10 protein-coding genes and 4 tRNA genes are annotated in these 21,810 nt (G+C 44.7%); all 14 read right to left on the bottom strand.

Annotated elements, in window-relative coordinates:
- Nucleotides 1-80 precede the first annotated feature (80 nt).
- On the bottom strand, nt 81-953 hold the full coding sequence (locus AC59JT_RS00290; protein ID WP_497394940.1) for an alpha/beta fold hydrolase: 873 nt from the start codon (nt 951-953) through the stop codon (nt 81-83).
- A 38-nt stretch (nt 954-991) separates the two neighbouring features.
- Complete coding sequence (locus AC59JT_RS00285; RefSeq protein ID WP_497394938.1) at nt 992-1,348, bottom strand: glyoxalase superfamily protein; 357 nt, start codon at nt 1,346-1,348, stop codon at nt 992-994.
- Between the two features lie 69 nt (nt 1,349-1,417).
- Nucleotides 1,418-4,195 (bottom strand): hypothetical protein, encoded by a 2,778-nt coding sequence (locus tag AC59JT_RS00280; protein ID WP_497394936.1) that lies wholly within the window; start codon nt 4,193-4,195, stop codon nt 1,418-1,420.
- The gene (locus AC59JT_RS00275) at nt 4,192-6,975 is read right to left on the bottom strand and encodes a hypothetical protein (protein ID WP_497394934.1); all 2,784 of its coding nucleotides are present in this window, start codon (nt 6,973-6,975) and stop codon (nt 4,192-4,194) included. The genes AC59JT_RS00280 and AC59JT_RS00275 overlap by 4 nt, the downstream gene beginning before the upstream one ends.
- 246 nt (nt 6,976-7,221) lie before the next feature.
- A complete protein-coding gene (locus tag AC59JT_RS00270) occupies nt 7,222-10,122 on the bottom strand; it encodes a TrlF family AAA-like ATPase (RefSeq protein ID WP_497394932.1) in 2,901 nt (966 codons plus the stop codon).
- 467 nt (nt 10,123-10,589) lie between these two features.
- A tRNA-Cys gene (locus AC59JT_RS00265) sits at nt 10,590-10,663 on the bottom strand.
- Between the two features lie 10 nt (nt 10,664-10,673).
- Nucleotides 10,674-10,749, bottom strand: a tRNA-Phe gene (locus tag AC59JT_RS00260).
- A gap of 24 nt (nt 10,750-10,773) precedes the next feature.
- Nucleotides 10,774-10,848: transfer RNA gene (locus AC59JT_RS00255), tRNA-Ile, on the bottom strand.
- A 10-nt stretch (nt 10,849-10,858) separates the two neighbouring features.
- Nucleotides 10,859-10,933: transfer RNA gene (locus AC59JT_RS00250), tRNA-Pro, on the bottom strand.
- 404 nt (nt 10,934-11,337) lie between these two features.
- On the bottom strand, nt 11,338-12,459 hold the full coding sequence (locus AC59JT_RS00245) for a beta-1,2-mannosidase (protein WP_497394930.1): 1,122 nt from the start codon (nt 12,457-12,459) through the stop codon (nt 11,338-11,340).
- Entirely contained in the window at nt 12,456-13,604 is a 1,149-nt protein-coding gene (locus tag AC59JT_RS00240) for a prolipoprotein diacylglyceryl transferase (protein WP_497394928.1), read from the bottom strand. The genes AC59JT_RS00245 and AC59JT_RS00240 overlap by 4 nt, the downstream gene beginning before the upstream one ends.
- A gap of 94 nt (nt 13,605-13,698) precedes the next feature.
- Nucleotides 13,699-16,809, bottom strand: coding sequence for a SusC/RagA family TonB-linked outer membrane protein (locus AC59JT_RS00235; protein WP_497394926.1), 3,111 nt, complete (start codon nt 16,807-16,809; stop codon nt 13,699-13,701).
- Nucleotides 16,810-16,841: 32 nt separating this feature from the next.
- Nucleotides 16,842-18,590, bottom strand: a complete 1,749-nt coding sequence (locus AC59JT_RS00230; RefSeq protein WP_497394924.1) for a RagB/SusD family nutrient uptake outer membrane protein — start codon at nt 18,588-18,590, stop codon at nt 16,842-16,844.
- A 27-nt stretch (nt 18,591-18,617) separates the two neighbouring features.
- The gene (locus tag AC59JT_RS00225) at nt 18,618-21,737 is read right to left on the bottom strand and encodes a SusC/RagA family TonB-linked outer membrane protein (RefSeq protein WP_497399316.1); all 3,120 of its coding nucleotides are present in this window, start codon (nt 21,735-21,737) and stop codon (nt 18,618-18,620) included.
- Nucleotides 21,738-21,810 lie beyond the last annotated feature (73 nt).

The raw sequence follows: 21,810 nt of genomic DNA, 5'->3' as shown, positions 1-21,810 counted from the left end.
GGTTGAAATTGATAAACCGGTTACAAATTTAAAACTGCAAAAAAATTGGCGAATGCGCAACGTGTTACGTTTGTATGAACTTATTCGCCCAGGAAATTCTCTATCAGCGCTATGGCCGCGTCGCTGTTTTTGTAGCCGGTGCCAAGGGTGGTGATTTCGCCTATATATTGGCCATGCGTGCCGGGCAAAATGGCCAGCTGCGCGTTGGGTAGCAAGCGGCTCAGGGCCAAAGCATGCTCGTTGGTAATTACATCTTTATCACCGTTGATGATCAGCACCGGGGCTTTAATGCCTTTGATCACCTCGTCGGGCACATCTTTAAAATCAACCATGCGTTTGGCATCACGATCGTGCATTATTTGTAAACCGGCGCTATCGGGGGCTACTTTTTTGTAGGCTTCCTGTAGTTGCGGCGGCATGTTTTGCAGGCTGGCATGCTGCATAAAATCCCAGAATCCGGCAGGCACACCATCGCGCTTCATCAAGGCAGACGCGGCTATAATTTTGTTCACCACTTCAGGGTGCCTTATGGCCACCTGCAAAGCCGTGGTGCCGCCATTGCTGAAACCAAACAGATCGGCCTTATCTATCTTCAATTCTTTTAGCAGTGCGAAAACATCATCCGCATCTTGTTCAAAACTGCTGTCGTGTCCACGGTCATTAGTACGGCCATGCGCCTGTAACTCAACCGCTATAACGCGGTGGCGTTTGGCCAGCAAGGGGATAATCCGGCCAAACGTAGTTTCGATAGTTGAACCGCCGCCATGTATCAATACCAGCGGCATGCCTTCGCCATAAATTTCGTAATACATTTTAAGGCCGTTAACATTGGCGTAGCCGGATTTTGCGGTAAGGGTATCGGTAGTCATTTGGGTTGATGTTTTGTTTGATGGATTGTTGCAGGCCGCTAACGCGAAAAGCACGATAATGAACAATGCGGCAATGTTTTTCATGCCCTTAAAATAGTGGTAAAACATTTCTTACACAAAAACTAATCGCAATCAATACCATGCCCAAAGCGGATGATGTGGCCGTCGGGATCGCGTACCAGCATTTCGCGCATAAACCAGGGTTTGTCTTCGGGCAGGCTTAGTATGTCCGCGCCGCGGTTTTTAATAAATTCGTAGTATTCATCTACATTCTCCACGTTGATACATATCCAGGTACCGGGATGGCCCTGGCCTTGTTCGCAAAAAAACACGCGCACATCACCCCAGTCAACACCGCCAAAGGTGGGTGGATCTTCCCATTCCCAATGGTCGGGAAAACCCAATACATCTTTGTAATACGTAATACTACGGCGCACATCGGCCGAGTATAATATGGGTATCAGCGACTCAGGTTTCATCCTACTATTCAATTACTTACACACCAACATGGCTCTTATATCAAAGTTAACCGAATTTGGCAAGATCCCTTACCTGACAATTATTTTTTGCCAGGTATAACCCAGGTTACCATTCAAATCTGTTCCTTCAACGATAACCGTATAGTTAGCCCTTTTATCGGCACTGTAAAAACCAAAGGCGGCCTTGCCGGTGGCATCGGTTACAACATGCGGAGCCCAATATATCGTCGACCGCAGATCGGCACCCACGCCAATACCTTTATTTTTTACGGTGTATTTGGGGCTGTAAAACTGGGTAGGCATGCTAAAGGGCATGGGTTTATATAAATACGTGCCGGGTGTTTGCCTTACAAAGGGCCCAATACCGCCGCGGGTAGTTATTTCTACATAGGTGTACAAGGGCGGCAAGCCCGGTTTAGTATAAAAGTATTGAGAATATCGCCCGGCAGTTTCAACACTGGTCATTATCTCCATACCAATAATATCTTCGGCTCTAAATAAGTGCAACATATCTTTAGGAAATGTACAGGTCATGGTGTCATTTCCAAGGTCATCAAACGGCACCCCATCTATTACAAACTTTACAGGCCTGTTCTCTAACACAAAACAACAAAATTTAGGCCGTGCGTTCAGGCTGGCAGCTGCATAACCGGCTACTCTAAAGTTTTTCACTTTAGCAACCATAATATCAATTATTGTCATTTTATCCAGTTTCTCCAGTTCCTTTTCATCAATAACCTGGTCGGTAGGCGCCGGTTCAACCAAATGTTTTGATTTTTTTATTACTTTTTTGGCTTTGATGGTCACTTCCCTGAGCCGGTTGCCCTCGCCTTTGAAGTTAGCTTCAGCATTTTTTTGTTGCTGTTTGATGTTGCTATTGTTTAACAGTAATGTATCAGTATTAACATACCAGGGCGAAAGCGGGCTTTTCTCCATAAAAACCGGAGGCCTGAATTCGTTAAGCATAGCGATATTGATATTACTGTGTTTACCTTTTTTATTATGCGAAGTTATTTTGAACATCGCCGTATCAACAGGCATCAATCCTTTAAAGGTAAATATGCCTTGTTTGTTTGTGAGTGTATCCCACATCATTTTAGGTTTCTGCGAGAATAGCACTATCTGCGATTTCTCTACCGGTTTACCAAACGCGTTGGTTATTTTACCCTGTACAACAAATTCAGGCTCGGCTACAAAGCGGGGAGCCGCAGGCTTTTCGGCGAATACCTTTTCCAGGTCATAACCCGTCCATCCTTGTGTTAGCAGTAGGTTATCCAGTTCGGTTTCCCTGCCCGCCGCCGCGAAGTAGTAGCCGGGGGCGTCAACGTCGCCTTTTAAATCTGACGTAAAAAGCAAGCTGTTCAAAATATTGGTGCCCAGGCTATCGGCACTCACCTGCTCATCATCAGTAACCGCCACCGAAAAACTACCTTGCAAGGGCCTGCCGTCTTTGTCCTTTACTTCCAACGTTAAAGCTATGCTGTCGCGAATGCCATAGTGGGGTTTATCAGCCAGCATTCTAACGTTCAGATTATCATGATGATCAATAAATACCTGCCGCTCGTTTAAGGGCTGATTACTTTCATTTAACAAGGTAAACCTGCTTATCCCGCTAGGAAATAAAGAGGTAGCAATAGTTTGGCTTACCGATTTGCCGTTAGTTAACGCAACACTTTGCGCATAACATACCAGCCCACGGCTTTGGCTCAGCAAATTGTATGTTGCCGGTATACTGCCCGACGGTAAATTATTAGTTAAGCTAATGGTGATGGTAAGCGAGTCGGCCCCTTTACGCGTTATTTTTAAGCTTGTACCCACGGGGTTAACGGCGGGCAATGCATAAGTTTTAATGTTACCATCTGGCAGCAGTACCCTGGCCTGGTACACCTCGCCAGTTATGGGGCTAAGTTCCATACTGCCCATGCCTTTGTGCAAGGTTTTAAAGGTAGTTATGAGTTGGTTTTTACTGTCGTATATCCGGCCGTTAATATTAACCGCTTTGCCGTCTTCGCCAATAGCTTTAAAACCCAGTTTGGTAGTTATACCGGCTACAAGGCTGCCGCCCTCGGGCATAAACTGCAGATCGATGTTGCCGGACCGGTTTATACTTACCGGGACCATTATTTTAGTGGTATCCGCATTTTTGCCGGCCTGCAACAGCCGGATAACCAGGTTATCCAGCAGGGTTTTATCTTTCAGATCAAAATCTATCGTTAAGGCACCATCAATACCCGTTGTAGCTTTATCGCGCAGCAAATTTCGCCGTCCATCGGTAACCTGATATTGCATATCCCGCAGGCCCAGGTTGGTGCCGGCCATGTCGGTTAGTTTTATTTTGCCCTGCACCCTGGTTTTACCCTTAACACTATCCACCTTAAAGGCGGCATTCACCAGGGTGGCATTGCTAATGGCCGATACATAAATATTCTTTTTAAACACATAACTATCACCAAAGTTGCGCATCCAGTTGGTGTAGGCGCGCAGGGTGTAGCTGCCTTCGGGAATATCATCGGCATTAACAGGCACATCGCCCATGGCAAGCCCGGCATAAACCGGCACCATGATCCGTTTTATCGACCGGCCATGCAAATCATCAAACTCCACATACAATAAACCGCTACGGGCCGATGGCGTAAAGAAATCGGCATTTAAAACATACGCTTTAAAATGCAGGGTATCGCCGTTGTTGTAATAAGGCTTATCGGTTTGCAGGTAAAGTTTTTCTATCGGGAGGCTTTGGCGGTAGGTGTTCAATTGAGTTACCATGGCCGCCACCTGCGAAAATACAGGCAGGTATGCCAGGCTAAGCTGGCATACAATTATGCAAAACTTTATGCTACATCTCATTTTACTTCAATTTTTGTTGATGATGTGCCCAGTTTGCCGTTCATATCCGCTCCTTCGGTAATTACGGTATAAGTTGCTTTAGCATCGGCCGCGTAAAATGATACGGTGGCTTTGCCATCCTCGCCGGTTACTATAAATGGTTCCCAATGGATGGTGGCCCGGGTATCGGGTATGGGCGCGATGGTGTTAGCCGTATAGCGCGGGCGATAAAATTCCCTGGGCCAGGTGATGGGGAGCGGTTTAAACAAATAATACCCCGGCATCATTTTCTTTAAAGGCCCATCGCCCGACCTGGTCGTAATATTTACCGTGTAGCCTTCATGATAATGATAAACCTGTATCCCAACTATATCCTCTGCCTTATATTCCTGAAGTAAATTCACACGGGCATTTACCCCGCTGTATTTATTAGTACCCTCAATCTTCAATGGTTCTCCATCAAACCATAAGTTCACAATCCGCTCGGTTCTGACCATCAAAGCAGGAAAAAATACTCCCTTGATAAAAAATCCGCCCGGATGAAAGCCTTTTACTCTTTGAGTTAACAGATCAAATAAGTTCATTTTACGTGCGGCCAGCACTTCCTTTTCGTCAATTACCGTTTCAATATATCCTGATATTTCAATCGCGCCCCTGACTGTTTTTTTATCGTTTATCCTCACCTCTTTAAGCTGGTTACCGGGCAGGTTGGCTATGGCCGCATCGCGTTTACGCGTGTTTTTTAACTGGTTTAGCAAACTGGTATCGCTGTTGTTACTATACCATGGGCGAGGGAAACCGGCCATGGCAGGAAACTCCACCGGTTTAAACTCATTCATCGCTATCCCTACATTAAAATCCTTACCTTTTTTGTTCAGGGCCTGCAGTACGTAGGCTACCGTATCTGCCTGCGGCAAGCTGGTAAACTTAAATATACCATCGGCGTTTGTTAAAGTATCGGCTACCAGCAAAGGGTTGCCCGACATAATTTTAACCTGCGTTGCCGCCACCGGTTTGTGCAGTATATTATTCACCCTGCCTTTTACCGCGATATCGGCTTCGGCCTCAAACGGAAGCGTTGCGGGCTTTTTAAACACATCGGCCCAGTTGTAACCAACCCAGCCCTGCGTTAGCAACAAATTATCAAGCGCCTGCCGGTTTTCGGGTTTGGGTTGCAGGTAATAACCCGGCGTCTCTAAGTAGCCTTTCAGGTCGGCAGCCAGCAATACATTGCTGATGATGTTGCTTGTGGTATCGGCTGTTACCTGCCCGTTGTCGATTACCGCCATCGCGAAACTGCCCTGTACGGGCTTGCCGTCCGCGTCGCATACTTCTAATTGCAAAGCTATGCTGTCTCGCGAGGCATAGTTGCCGCGCAGGTTTTTTATGGTAATGTTGAGCCTGTCCTGCTTGTCATTATATACCACCCGCTCATTAAGCGGCTGTTGGCTTTGGTTTAGCAGGGTAAACCGTACTATCCCTTCGGGGAATTTAGTTTTGGCAATCTGCACCCTTATTTCGGGCTTACTAAAATTGGTTTCGGCAGCATAACATACTACACCCGCTACCTGGCCTATAAGGTAAAATCTGCCGCCAAACATATCGGGCGTGGCCCTAAGGTTTACAATCAATGAATCCTTACCATAATTAGGCAAAACGCCTAATACCGTTCCGCTGGCTTTTACAGCCGGCAGGCCAAATGTTTTAGTTGTACCATCAGCCAGTTTTATACGGGCGGCATATTGTTCACCGGCTTGCGGCTGCAGGTGGATAGTCCCCATACCCTTGTAGGCCGATTGAAATGTTGCTACTTCCTGCCCGGCTTTGTTAACTATGCTGCCGCTTACTGCTATGCCTTTGCCATTGCTTGCTATAGCTTTAAATGCCACTTTGCCGGGCAGCCCCGCTACCAGGTTGCCCCCCTCGGGCATAAACTGGAGGTCGGCACCTGCCAGATTTTGTATATCCAGCGGGATGCTGAATTGCTGCGGCTTTTCGCCCTTCCGCAAATCGCGGATGATGAGTTGCAGATCACCGGCATCGGCTTTATCAGGCAGCGCGATGTTCAGGTTAAGGTCGCCCTTTAAGCCGGTTTGCAGCGCATTTTTACTAATTATACGTTTGCCCGCCATGGTGGTCAGCTCCACTTCGCGCAGTCCAAGCGCGCGGCCCTCCGTGGTGCTCAGCCCCAATTGCGCCTGCACCTGTAATTGCCCGGCAGCATTCTTCACCAGCTTGGCCGAAGAAGCGATCAACCAGGACGCGGCGTTGTTCTGGCTTATCATTATTTGCTTTGTAAATACCCCATCGTTACCAAAATTGCGCATCCAGTTGGTGTATGATCGCAGCGTGTAATTGCCGTCCTTAAAATCGGCATCGCTAATAGCCACATAGCCCGAAGCCAGCCCGAAACTTACCGGCACCCGAACGGTTTTAACCGTTTTATTGCTTTGATCGTTAAACTGCAGATATAGCAATCCGCTTTGCAAACTAGGCGTTAAAAACGCGGCATTAAACACATAGCCTTTAAACCAAATAGTATCGCCTATGGCGTAGCCGGGCTTATCCAGTTGCAGGTAAACTTTTTCGGTAGGGAAAGCTTTTTGATAGGCCGCTAAGGCGCTTACCGGTTGGTTTATGCCTTCGGCAGATTGCGCCTTTGCCCATGCAGGCAATAGCATAACCCATAAAAAAGACAATAATTTACAACACGCCACTTTAGTTTTCGCCGGCCTTGTAGCATTACGTACAGCCATCCGGTAAAACGGAGCCGAACGCGTTTCAACGTTTTTCAGGTTCATTTAAGGTAAGGTTAACCGCGGGTGCTGGTTTATAATAAACCAAAAATAAACATCTTATTGGTTTATACGCATGCTGTTTTATATCAATACTTTAACAAATAGTATCAATAACAGGTAAATACGGGCGTTCCCCCGGCTGGTAGAAGCCGGGGTCAGGCTTTCCATTCATACGCCTGCAGGCCTTAGGCGCGAAGGCCGGTATCCATTTCAATCCTTAACGCGGGGGAGGGGCTTGCCCGGGTAAGTTTATGACCTATAACTTAAATCATATTTTTGCTCACGCTCTAAGAACGCTTGAGTACCTCCTTCTAGAATGTCACATACATGTTCTTTTATGCCCATTTGATTTAGTACTCCATCTGCACCGGTGTTAAGAAATGAATTTTCAAGCGAACCACTAGCGTATTCAAATCGAAACTTTACATTGTCTTTATTATTATCCTGACCTTTTTGATTTGCCACAATCACGCTTTCTGCATCGGTCGGTACAATTAAATTCGCATTGTGAGTAACCATTATAATTTGCCTCAGAATCTTTTTCTCTTTTATAAATTCTTTTAGCTCTCGATAAACAGTACGGTTATCTAGATTGTCCTCTGGCTGATCTATAAGGATTGGATACTTGGCATTACTCAGATGCAAAATTAAAAACAACAAAATCATTCCTTTCTTACCAGGCGACATTCTTAAAATGCTTTCAGAGTTTTGAGAAATCTCATACTTAATAAAAAAGTAGTCATCAAAAAGTTTTTTAGAAATAGAAGCTACATCGCCGCCTTGATTAAAACGTATGTTAGAGATAGAATGATTTTGCAATTTTTCAAAGAAGTCTTCAACGTTTACTAAATGATTCTCTTGATTAAAAAGATATCGATTTTCTGAGCTAATGTATGACCCCAACTTAGTACTTAAATAACCTTGGCTATTTATAAAGCCAATTGTCGAAGGGTGAAATCTTTGTTCATCAAATCCAACCTCTGCTGAAAGTACAATTCCTTTATCTTCACTAATTGCGCTAAACTGCGAATTGCTATTTACTGTATCTGCAATTGCTTGATAGTTCTTATAAATGTTCCTGTAAGCAGATAGAAACTCTTTTTTGTTACGGTCCTTTTCCTCGATTAAAAGATCTCTAGACGCTTCCAACTTTTCAATCTCTCTTATAACAAAATTTTCAGCGTCTATATCTGAATTCAAGTCGTCCAACTTCTGTTGATCCTTTATTTTAGCCAAATAAGGGGCTAAACTTGTCCGATATTTTTCCAATCTATTCTCATTTCCGACAATCATTTGCTCAATTCTCCTCACAGTTCTTTCACTCTTCTCTATCAAATTATCAAATAAATTCCTAAAATCAGAAGTATCCGCTTCTAAATATTTACCTATGTAGTTTACCATAATGGCGTTTCTCATAAATCTAGAAACTCCATTTATCTGAATATTATTTAATGAGGGCCCCAAGCTAGCTTGCAATGATCTTAAGTGCGGAAGGTATTCATTGGTAAAAAAATCTTTCACCGCATGTAAATTCGTAAACCTAGTCGTATAAATTGCCTGTTCACTCCGTAAAGTTTGGTAAAACTGTTCGTCACTTGGTGAAAACCCCGCCGTTTGTCGAAGATTTTCAATTTCTTGATTCTTTTTCCGCAGATTTTCTTGTCTTGCCTGTTTATCTCCTTTGGCCTTAATATTCTCAGCGTTTCGTACCAAACTTTCAACTGATTGGTAGTATTTTTGGAGAGCCCCAGTTAAAGTAATCTTATCTTCCTGAATCGCTTTAATATGCAAATCGTATAAAAGTTTAAATTCTGGTATCTGCTCGAGGATTTCCTGTATTAGTTTTCTAAGTTCATTTTGCCCACCTTTTTCAGCCAAATAATTTATAAACATTTGAGGCACATATGTGATTTGCCTTGACTTATCTTGACTGCTGTTTGTAAGGTTATAAACAGCATTGTCTTTCCAAACCACTTCAAAATCGAAGTCTGATTTTTTATCAAAATCGTAAATCAAGTCTAATCCTGAATCATTGATTTTACGTTCCACCTGTTCACGGTCAATTGTTTTAGCAATGTAATACAGGAGTATGGACTTCCCTGATGATTTACCCCCAATAATTCCGTTTAACTTATCATTTACTTCAATATAATCAGTTGAAAATAGGTTATTATTAGAATTATCAATAAATCGAACCTTATCAATCACCAAATAATCGTCCTTAAACTCTGGCAACTCCTTATCTATCCTGACACGGGATTTTGACTCAAATATTATTTGCCTCAGTCCGTCAAAAGTTGGATCTGCTTTTATCCATGTGTAATGTCCATCTTGATCAGGGCTACCGAAATCTTTCAAGCATCTGCCGTCCGACGCTGTTGTATATATTGCGTTAGCCGTTAAAGTTGTATTGCTCTCAATGTATTTTGCTGTTTTATCAATGCTCTCTTTACTGTTTGATTGAAGTATGATATAAGGCGAAAAATTATAGATTTCGGCTAAATGGGTTCTATCAGTTTTTCCTCGCTCTTGAAAAAGCCCGTTACTTGAATTACAATGAGGAAAAATGTAAATACCATTCGATTTTTTTATTTCGTCGATCACATCGTGACAAGATTTATTGCATACCGTTAATACACCAGATTTTTTCGGTTCGTCAACTCCTATTTTTGAAAGAAAGGTTTTAATTCCTGCCGAGAAATTGGCTTTACTGTACGGCGGACTGTTAAAATATACAAGCATGTGTATACCGCTTACATTTATTTCAACACCACAAATAACTTTACATTCTGAACCTTTTGAATAGTCGTAGAAGATATCTATAAGATCGTCATCGAAATAATTATGATCAGTTAATCCTATTACGCTCAATTCAGGTTTATACGTTTCTAAAAAAGCGAATGTCGTTCTGACATAATTAAGGCATCGTTCCTTTTTGGGAATCGAGTTATCAGCAAAATAATGTTTACTATCAAATAACAACGCATTGGCTTGGCCACCAACTTTTTCAACAAAATACGTCCATCTATCTATATTTTCAAGCTTAAGATTTTCGTAATAAGAGTTTAACGACAAATATCTATCATCTAAAATGGTTTGTATTTGAAGGTCCCACATGCGCCAGAGTGCGCCTTTGTTATACTTATTCATGTGATGTTGATTAAGTTAATTAGGTATATCCGCTAAAGTTACGGAAGTTGTAGTTGAATTAAAAGCAACAATCATCACGGCTTATAACTACAATAGCTAACCAATACACCACTGTCATAGGCGGGCGCCTGCGAAAGCAATTGACAGTCTCTGCTACCGCAAGCACCCCGCTTGTGGGCACGTGCTAAGTACAAAGTATTAAAGTAGCGAAACCAAAACGCGGACTACAAGCGAGGACGCTTGCGGGAGCGATGCGATTGAATAGCCAACATTACAACCAGCATCCTCAATAAAATAAAGAAATTTCTTTAACAAACACACCTCCCCCTACCCGCCCCTGGCAGCACATCATCACCAAAAAAACCACCACGGCCTTTTAAAAAACACCATGTTTTCCTACATGGACTCGAACCACGATCTCCCGGACCAAAACCGGACGTGCTACCATTGCACCATAGGAAATTTTGAGGTCGGTACAAGATTCGAACTTGCGCGCATTCCTTTTGCAGAGGACTCCCTTTGACCACTCGGGCAACCAACCTTTTGTATAATGGTGCAGAACCCGGGTAACGATCCCGGATCTTCGGATCTTCAATCCGGCGCATACACCATGTTTGCTAATTCTCCCTATAAATCAGCCGCTAAACTGTGTAGAAATAGAAGGACTTGAACCTTCAACCATCACCGTATAAGGGTGCCGCTCTAACCAAATTGAGCTATATTTCCATTAATAAAGTAGGGTAACCCGGACTCGAACCGGGAACCTCTCCGTTCCAAACGGAGTAATCTGAACCAATTGATATACTACCCTGTAAAATGTCCCTAAAACAAAAAATCCCCTTAGAATATCTAAGAGGATTTTGTATCATTTTTTTATTTCAAGTCAATACATAGCTCATCCTCTCCGATAAATCAGTTGGGGTATAAAGCATTGTATTTGCGTTGTTTTCATGCTGCAATTATACAAACAATTTTTATAAAATAAAGAAATTTTCTTTAAATATTTTTTTCAACCAAAATATACCGGCCTAACACCGGCAAAAACCATAGGCTAACACCGTAATTTATACGGTGTAGCATCTTACTGACAAAACCTCGCCACCAAAAAAATCAAACCTTTTGATGATCAGGCCTGTAGCCATGCTACACCAGGTGTAGCGGTGTAGCGTGCTACGCATACGGCGCTACACTGCGCCCTTTTTTCAGGGCATAAAATTACCTTTTAACAGCAGGCTTATAAGTGGCCACGGCCACCCTCGAGTCGGCACAGCCATAGTATAAAAACCATTGCTGCTTAAACCAAACCAGGCCTTCTATAAAAACCGTACCGGCTGGGTACTGCCCGCTTTTCTCAAAGTCTTCCTGTGGTATCAAAAATGGTTTGTCCAAGCGGCTTATGAGCTTGGTGGGATCATTGAGGCTAAACAGCGCCTGGCCTGCGCAGTAGGCATTAGGGGTGTAAGCAGGGTCGCCGTTGTTGCGGCCGCTTTTGCCGTTGTATAGCAAAACAATGCCCTTATTGGTCATTACCGCCGGTGGGCCGCATTCGGTCAAGTCGCTGTCAAAGTAACCCGCACGTGGCGAGAAGAGGCGCTTCAGGGTGCCGTCGGGATTTACCAGCGGCGTCCAGTTGATCAAATCGGTAGAGGTGGCAGCGTAAACGTGGCGCTCGCCCCAGTATAGCATGTATTTGCCGTTAATTTTGGCAATTACCTGTTTGCCATTCACAATCCTGGTAATGATGGACGCTGATTTGGTAGGCTCTTTCTCAAAAAATTTACCCCCATAAGCCAGCCTGAACGCCGGGCCATGTTTTGTCCAGTTTACCAGGTTGCGTGAAGTAGCCACCGAGAGGCGCGGAGTTTTATGGTTCCACGAGGTGTAGATGATCACGTATAGGCCCTCGGGCGTAACGGCCACCCGTGGGTCTTCGCAGCCGCCGGTCCAGTCAAATTCCTTCTGGGCATCATCGCCGGGGAACAAAACCGGTTTAGGCGAGCGCTTAACAGTGAAGCCATCCTTACTTTCGGCCAGGCCAATGCGCGATGTGCGTTCGCCAATGCCAATGCCTGAGCGGTCTTCGGCGCGGTAGAGGATGTAGATCTTGCCATCTTTAACAGTGGCGGCGGGGTTGAAAGTGTCGTTAGCCTCCCACTTGATCATTTTATTTTTCATGGGATCATAAAAAACGGAGTTAGTGTCGGGTTTGATAATGGGGTTCACTCCCGCCGGCCTCACAAAGGGGCCAAGCGCCCAATCAGGCAATTGCGCGAATGAACTAAGCGCGCTTGCAATTAACAGTAAAGCCGTCGAGCTTATTTTTAAAAATCTATTCATAGTAGTTTTAATTTTTTTGTGGTGATGAGATAGCCTATGCCTGTGAACCCGCCCAATATCAGGAAAAAGCAGATGAACTCGGCCTGGGTAAAGGTGAGGCCTAAAAAATAGTGGCGGTCTGTAACGCGAATTTGTTCTATCAGGATGCGTTCGGTACCGTTAAGAATGAGGTATATGTAGAACATCAGCCCGGCAACCTTTATCCGCTTGCGGAACGCCCACATCAGCCCAAACAATATCAGACAAATAGCGGCTTCGTAAAACGAGGTTGGGTAAACGCCGTAGGCCAACTGGTTGCAATGTGCAGTAAAGCAGCCCGGAATAGGCACCCCGGCATCAATAACATTATGCGGGAATTTGAACGACCACATCCACTGTGGCAGCCAGCCGGGCTTTGGATGCGCATTTACAATCCCCCAGTCACCGTCGCCGGAGAGGTGGCAGCCAATGCGGCCAACCGCGTAAGCCAGCATCATGCCCGGCGAGCCAATATCCGCCAGGTGTACCAGCTTCATACCGCGCTTGTGGAGCACGTACAGATAGGTTATGGAGCCGAATATCAATCCCCCATAATAAGTAAAGCCGCCTGACGAAAAAAGCATTTCAATCGGCTTGTAAATGAATAGTTCGAAGTGTTCGATAATATCAAACAGCTTGGCTCCTATAAATCCCCAAAAGCCCAGTATAAAAACCAGGTAGCCGGTTAACTGGTAAGGGTGGATTATTTTTTTTACAACCCGCGGTTGGGATAGTTGAGTTCTCTTCCTGTCGGCGTATATCCAATAGCCAAAGGCCAGGGCGCCCAGTATTCCCAAAATTAAATTTCCGCGCAGCGAAAACAAGAAGCCAACCGGGTCGCTTACAAAACTGCGGTAGCTAATTATGGCTGCTATAACCTTAAAGCCCAGCAGGAAACCGAGCAACGCGTTTATAGCAATTTCTAAAACTGAGGCGGGTGAACCAATTACCTCTTCCTCTGTAAAAGCGTGTATGAGACCTTCGGCTTCCTTGCGCTTAAACTCGGATTTAAATATGAAGTAAGGTAGCAAAAATGCCAGCGCCACAAAAAAACCAAACGTTTGTATGGGGATGGTAACCTGTATACCAAACAAGTATGCAAAGAGGTCTGATAATGTAGCGAACATAACGTTGGCGAATAAAAAAGCATTTCAAACTATACTGTTGTATAATTTGAAATGCTAATGTATGCTTTATATAAATAGCTGCCTAAGCCGCTAATTAAAAACCTAACTGTATACCCAAGTTAACCACGCGCTGGTTAATGTAGGCATCGCCGGCGGTGTTTGTTTTAACTTCGGGATCCTGCTGGTAGCGGTTAAAGTTGTTCCAGGTGAACAGGTTGTATGCGCTCAGATAAATACGCGCGTTGTTCAGGTTAAACGGCAACATGCGGCTCGGGAACTGGTAACCCATGTCAACAGTTTTTAAACGTACGTAGCGCGCATCAACCAACCAGTAATTTGACGGATAGGCCTTAGGGCTGTTAACCGTAGTAGCAAACTGCGTTAAACGCGGGAACTGAGCGGTTGCGGCGTTAGCCGGCGTCCAGGCTTGCTGGTGTATGGGCTGAAACTGGCTTTGGAACGGTTCGATACCCGTACCAGTAATAATGTAGCTATAGTTAAACGAACCCTGGAACAATACGCTAATATTGAAGCCTTTGTACGACGCTGTTAAGTTTAAACCAAGGTTGGTAGTAGCCAATGGCGCGTTACCTATGGCTGTTTTGTCAAATACGCTTATTATACCGTCGCCGTTTAAGTCTTTATATTTCAGGTCGCCGGCCTGTACCGGGTAATTACTATCCGGAACAGGGACGTTTTTGTTGCCGTTTGCTTTTATGTCCGCTATGTCGGCAGGTGTGTAGTAACCCACAAACTGATAGCCAAATGGCTGATCGATAGGCCAGCCTGTTTCGGCTAAATGCGGATAGGCCGGCTGTGCTTCGCTTTTAAACAGCACTTTGTTTTTGGCGTATGAGAATACAAAGTTGGTACCCATTTGTACTTTGTTCACATTAAAGCGATAACCTATCTGGCCATCGAAACCCATGTTGCGCACACGGCCTACGTTAACCGCCGGCAAACCAACGCCCAGTATTAAGGGGATATTTTTAGGCTCGATTAGCTGATCGTAACGAACGTTGTAAAAATAATCCACAGACATAGACAGCGCATTATCTTTCAGCATGTTAATATCCAAACCGATATCCGCTTCGCGTTGCTTCTCCCAAACCACATCAAAGTTTGATAATGAACCCTCGCGATAAGTAGCAATATCATAAGACGACGTACCGAAATTATAGCCGTTACCCCTATCATAGGTTTGGGTATAAATGTATTTATTACCCGGTGCAGCATCAGACCCAACCAGACCAAATGAACCCCTGATTTTAAATAGGCCAACCATTGGCAGGGCCTTTTTAAAGAATGCCTCTTTCGAAATGTTATAACCTGCAGATACTGATGGGAACCAGCCGTAACGGTTTTTGGCAGCGAAGCGGTCGGTACCGTTGTAGGCGCCGTTTATCTTAAATAAATATTTACCGGCGTACTCATATTCTGCCTGTAATGAAAGGCCTCTTGCTTTTGCCGGTACAGCTACACGGTCGGCAGTCAGGTTATCATTGGCGCTATAGGTTTGTGCCGATTGGCTGGCCAATACCAAGCCGGTAACATGGTGTTTGTTACCGAAGGTGCGGTCATAGTTACCAAACAACTGCACGTTAACATTGGTGGTATATATGTTGATGTTACCGGCGTAATAAATGCTCGGGAACACGTAGCTGCCATTAGGATTTTTTATGGTTGTTTTGGTAACCGGATCATAACGATAGGTTGGTATTGCCCCGTAGTTGCCGGCGCTTTTAGTAAACTGCTCGGTACTGGCAAACGCTACGCGGCCTGTAACTGATAGGCCATTGGTTATCTCATCAAGGCGTTGTGTGGCGTTAAAAAGCACATTGTAATCTGTACGGCGGGTGTTATCATAGCCACCAGTAGCCAAACGGGCATTTAACGTAGGCAATTGCGATGGATTAAATGGCGACGTTGCATAGGCATAACTACCATCCGGGTTTAAAAATGGTGCGGTAAACGGAGTTATGCGCGAAAAATCATAAACCTCAGACAAAGCGCTTGCCGAAGATATACGCGGCGAGTTAATGTTTGAAAAACGTGTAGTAATATCCAAACGAAGATCAAGCGTTTTATTAGCTTTCAGATCCAAATTCGAGCGGAAATTATAACGCTGAAAATCATACTGCGTATTGGTTTTACCACGCGGATCGGCAAAGGTTTTAGCCAAACCGTTTTGTGATAAAGCACCGCCCGATATAAAGTATCTTAACTGGTCTGTACCACCTGATATGTCAAGGTTGGTATTAGCCTGGTAGGTAAACTTATCAAAAATAGCTTCGTACCAGTTTACATCAGGGTGGCCGTATGGGTCGGTTCCGTTTTTAAAGGCATTTAGGTCAGCTTGGGAGAACGATAAGGTAGAACCATCGTTGGTTTGTGCCTGGTTAATCAGCACCGCTGCATCATACGAATTTAAAAACTTAGGTGTACGCGTTGGTGATTGCAAACCGGCCTCTGTACGCAGGTTTACCTGTGGCTTGCCGCTTTTACCGCGACGGGTGGTAACCACTAATACGCCGTTTGCGCCTTTAATACCATAGATAGCTGTAGTCGATGCATCTTTTAATATCGATATGGTTTCTATCTCGTTTACGTTGATCTGCTGTAACTGATCATAGGTGTATTCAATATCATCAACAATGATCAATGGTTTATTACCATCGGGGTTTAATGAGCTTATACCACGTATGTAAAAGTCAGAAGCATCTTTACCCGGCTGACCAGAGGTTTGCTGCGAAAAGAAACCCGGCATCCTACCAGATAAGGCGTTTTGTACGTTAGCGGTAGGTACTGTACGTATGTCCGCTGCCGATACGGTGCTCACCGCGCCGGTGTTGGTAATACGGCTGCTTTTACCGTAGGCCACTACTACTACTTCATCCAGGCCCTGGTTGTTTGATATCAGGGTTATATCAATACCCGTTGTGCGGGTGCCAATGGTTACTTCGCGTGGGGTGTAACCAATAAAGTTGGCCACCACGGTGTTTGAGCTTCCTCTTAAAGTAAGGGTAAACTTACCGTTAGCATCGGTAACCGTACCATTTTCGTTCATGCCCTTTTCTACAACCGAAGCTCCGGGTAAAACACCTCCCGCATCGCGCACCGTACCGGATATTACCCTGCTTTGCGCATGCAAAACAGCCGGTAGCATATTGATGATAACAAGAAAGAAAAGTATTATTTTTCTCATAACTCTTTTTTTAAAAAATTGAAATAATGTGATTACCAACCCGGATTTTGTTTCATTTGCGTGTTCTTCGCTACCTCGTTGTAAGGTATCGGGTACAGGTACTGTTTTTTGGCAAACGTTGTTGTTAACAAGGTGATGGGGTTGTAAACCAGGTTCGATCCTATTTTAACAATAGATACACCTTTATGCGGCGCGCTCATTACGGCCTCGGCTATTTTCCAGCGGCGTATGTCAAAATAACGGTGTTCTTCAAAAGCAAATTCAATACGCCATTCGTTGCGTATAACATCGCGCATTTCGGCTTGGGTCATGTTTGGTTTTAAGCCGTAGTTGTTCAGCGCTCCCGGTAGTATGCCGGCGCGTTTGCGGATATCATACAACTGGTTGTAAACATCAGCCTGCGGCGCGGTTTCAACTTCGTTCCGGGCTTCGGCAAATGCCAGTTTTATTTCGGCAAAACGTATAGCTACCCAATCAGTAGGGTGAGTTACCAGGGTAGATGAGTTTTCTGACGCGCCCATAAATTTGCGCATATAAAAACCCGATACGGTTTGTTGCTGATTAAGATTAGGTTTGCTTATACCGCCTTCATAAGTTTGCAACTCGCTGTTTAACCATTGCGAACCGTTATGAAGTATAGTGAAATTAAATCTCGGGTCGCGCTTTGGCGAGGTGAAGTTAGCGTAAGGATCGCTGATGTTGTAGCCTGATGCCGGATCAGTTATCGGCAAGCCATTCTCCATCGGGAAGGCATCAACCAACTCCTGGGTAGGGCTGGTATTGCCCGATCCGCCAGCCTGGAAACCTACCGGGCCATTGTTACCTTCAACACTGGCATTTTGGCCGCCGGGGCGGATAAATATCACTTCGGTATTCATTTGTGATAAAAACACATTCCTGAAGTTAGCAACCAGGCTGTAAGTGCCCAGGTTCATTACATCCTGTGCAGCCTGCGCGGCTAATGCCCAACGGTTAGGATCAGCATTGGTGTAACCTGTTAATGGGTTTGCTCCATCAATGTTGCCGCCATTAAATAATGGGCTTGCAGCATATAACAACACGCGTGCTTTAAGCGCCATTGCCGCGCCTTTGGTTGCCCTGTAATTATCTGTAGCGTAAGCTGCCGGCAGTGGTGCCGAAAGCAAATTATCCTTAATGGCATCGCACTCGCTAACAATATATTTTACGCATTCATCAAAGGTATTGCGTGGTAATGCCAGGTTATCCTCAATAGTAAATACTTTATCACCCACTATCGGCACACCGCCATAGCGTTTTAATAATTCAAAATAATACCATGCACGTAAAAAACGAGCTTCCGACTGCATGATCTTGTTCATAGGTATGCCCGACGGTTTTTCGTTAATAGGCACTTTCAGGATATTAGTAATAACCGTATTTGCTTTACGTATACCGGTGTATGAGCCGGTTAATACGCCGCCGCCATTCTGCTCTTCCCAAAAGTTTTCGTTACCCGGAAAACTTTGTGAATTATAGGAAGCGGTAGACAGCAACGTTACCGCCACATTACCTGTTTTTGATGACACAGCATCATCAGAAGCCGCATCCAGGTAATCGCCGCCAACACGGTTATGCCCGTTTTTAATACCGGCATACACGCCTGCCATGTAACTCTTGGCATTTACTCCTGCCGAGTCAAGCGGATCAAAAACATAGTTTATGGTGGTTTTATCCAATGGGAAAGTCTCTGATTTGCGACAGCTAAAAACCAGTACCGATAAGCCAGTTAATAGTAAGGTTTTATTTATATATTTTCTCATCTCTTTCAATCAATTAATTATTACCAATTACAGTTTAATGCTTACACCGGCATTAAACACGCGTTGTATAGGGTAAGCTGTTGGGAACACTTCGGGGTCGAGGCCGCTAAAGCCGGCTACGGTTGCCAGGTTTTCGCCGTTAACAAATACCCTTAAGCCGCCCAGGCGCAATTTTTTGGTTACCGATAATGGTAATGAGTAACCTAACTCCGCATTCTTAAGGCGCACATAGTTTCCGTTCTTTATCCAGAATGATGATGCTGTGCCGCCGTTGTTGTTAAATGCCGCAACAGAAAGGCGCGGTAGTGTAGCGGTATTGGCCGTCTCCGGCGTCCATCTGCCGGTTGCAGGGCCATATGTTTGATTGGTTGTATTTGAAAAATCAAGACCGAAGTGATTAACAATATCGTTTTGAGCATTTATTTGCCTGTTACCAACGCCCTGGAACAATACACTTAAGCTTAAACCTTTGTAGTTAAAGCCGAAGTTAAGGCCATAAAAAATAAGCGGTTTGGTGTTTGATATCGGTGATTGGTCGAACTGGTTGATCACCCCGTCACCATTCAAATCTTTATATTTTATATCGCCCGGTTGCGGGTTGTAACCATTAATATGCGGTGCTGTAGCGGCATCAGCAGCGGTTTGATAGAAGCCCAGAGCAGTATAACCGTAATTAACATTGCGCCCGGGTATATTTACCGGCAAACCAGTGCGCGCATTATACGGGTATGGCGTCATCAACTCGTCCATGTACAATATTTTTGATGCTTGTACGGTCCCGTTACCGGTAACAAAATAATTAAAGTTGCCTATGTTGTTTTTGTAGGTAAGGGTTAACTCGGTACCCTCAAAACGGTCGCGGCGAATATTTTCCTGGGTATAGGTTGCACCTAACAGTGCAATGGTATTACCACGTGTACCTAATTTGTCGAAATAACGATCGTTATAATACTCGGCAGTTAATTGCAGGTGATCTTTAAACATCGAGATATCCGCGCCTATACTGATCTTATCGGCACTCTCCCACCTGATGTAAGGGTTGGCAAAAGTGTTATCAAAATAATAGTAAGTGGTGCTGTAGGCGGTGCCTGATGAGTAGTTATGATCGGGCACGTTAACACCATAAGTTTGATTGTAAGCGTAGTAAAGCTCGTTGAAGGCGCTTATGTTAGCATTGCCCGTACGTGCATAAGTAGCGCGCCATTTCCACGAAGTGATCCATGGCAGGGCCTCCATAAACTTCTCTTTGCCCATTTGCCATCCCAGGCCACCGCCATAAAATGTGCCCCATTGCCTGCCCGGCGCATAACGGTTATTGCTGCTGCGCGATACGGCTAATTCGGCAAAATATTTACCATCGTAATTATAATTTGCTTTTGCAGCAATGTTGTTAATTACCTCCGGAAGGTCGTAGTTGGTTACGTTTGATTTGGTATCGTACATTAAAGTAGCACCAATACTGTTTTTACCAAACTGCCTGTCGTAATTAAGTGCTGCCTGACCGTACGACTGGCGCTGGGTGTAAACAGGTGTAAAGCTGTTGCTTTGCGATGATGCCCCACCAAATACAGTATAGGTTTTATCGGCATTATAGCGGTACACCGCGTTGTTTAACGATCTGTTTAACGAGGTTATCGACTGGTATGACAGGTTACCTTTTAGCTTAACCGATAAACCCGGTGTTACCTTATCCAGGTTATAATTCAAATCAAGGTTGGCTAATATATCATCGGTACTGTTTTGCGCGTAGCCTGAATATTGAGCGCGAGCCAACAGGTTATTGGTATAAATATTGGTACCGCCGAAGCTACCATCCGGGTTACGTACCGGGTAGGCAAGGTTTGGCGTACCACTGTAAACACCACTTAAAATATTACCGTAGCCCGGGCCCGGCTGGGTTGATGTTTGCACCCTGCCGAATAGTTGCAAAGCTACATTCAGGTTTTTAGTTACCTGTACGGCCACGTTTGAGTTGATCACATAGCGTGTCAGGTCGGCATTGGTATTATAAGGAACTTCATCGGCTGTTTTAAAAATACCGGTTTGGTTAAACAAACCTAACGACACCGAGTAAGTAGCCACGTTTGATCCGCCGTTAACATTCAGCTTATAGCTGGTCATTGGCGCATAGTCTTTTAATATGGTTTTAAACCAGTTTACATCCGGGTGCCTGTATGGGTCAGATCCGTCGCGGTAAGCGGCAATGTCGGCAGCGGTATAAATTGGTACTTTGCCATCGCTGGTAAGCATTTCGTTAACCAGGTAAGCGTATTGGTAAGCCGGCAGCGGAGTAGGCATATTAAGCGGTTGCTGCAGACCCACATTGGCAGTAAAGTTGATACGGGGCTTACCTACCACACCACGTTTAGTAGTAACTAATATTACCGGGCGCGAACTGTTCATGCCTAATAAAATGGTAGATAGACCGTCTTTTAATATGGATATAGATTCGATGCTCTCGGGATCAATAGATGATATTTCGCGCTGAACACCGTCAACCACCGTGATAGGATTTTGGCCACGTACGCTAAGGGCGATCTCATTATTATCAGTACTGCTGTTGTTGTTTGATGAGTTATTGATCAACGTTTGACCAATAAGCGACCCAGACGACAAAGCCGCGGTTTTAAACGAAGAAAAGCCCGAAGTCTGTGAAGTATACATACCGGCTAACTGTCCCGGAAACGCGTATACAAACAACGAAGCCGGTGTGGTAGTTAACTGGTTGGTGTAAATGGTTGATATGGCACCCAGCGAAGATTCGCGTTTTACCGAACCATACAGCACATCCAACCTAGGCGGAGCGACTAGAAAGGTAGGCTCCAGCTTTACCGAAATTTCTTTGTTTTGCGCTGTTACCTGGCGGATGTTGCGATCAGGGGTACTAAATATCAGGGTAGCGCCCACCGGTGCGTCAACCTCAAAAGAGCCATCAGCCGCCGAAACATAGATGGTGCTTTTGCCTTTAACCATCACGGTTACATCTTTAAGCGGATGGCTGAATTCATCCAGCACAACGCCATGCAACCAATCCGGATGGGCCGGCGTAGCAGGAGCATTCTGCGCCCGGGCACAGTTAACTGTTACTGTGGCAAGCAGCAGTGCAATTACTCCTGTTAGGTATTTCTTTGAGTAGCAATAAAGCATAGAATCAGATTTAAGTGTTAATAATTTGAACATGGTTAGCCCCTTTTATATCATTTTGCAATTACCATTGCCG

The sequence above is a fragment of the Mucilaginibacter sp. A3364 genome (assembly GCF_059690715.1).
The sequence above is the reverse complement of the archived record's forward strand: the minus strand, read 5'-3'. Positions and strand labels throughout refer to the sequence as shown.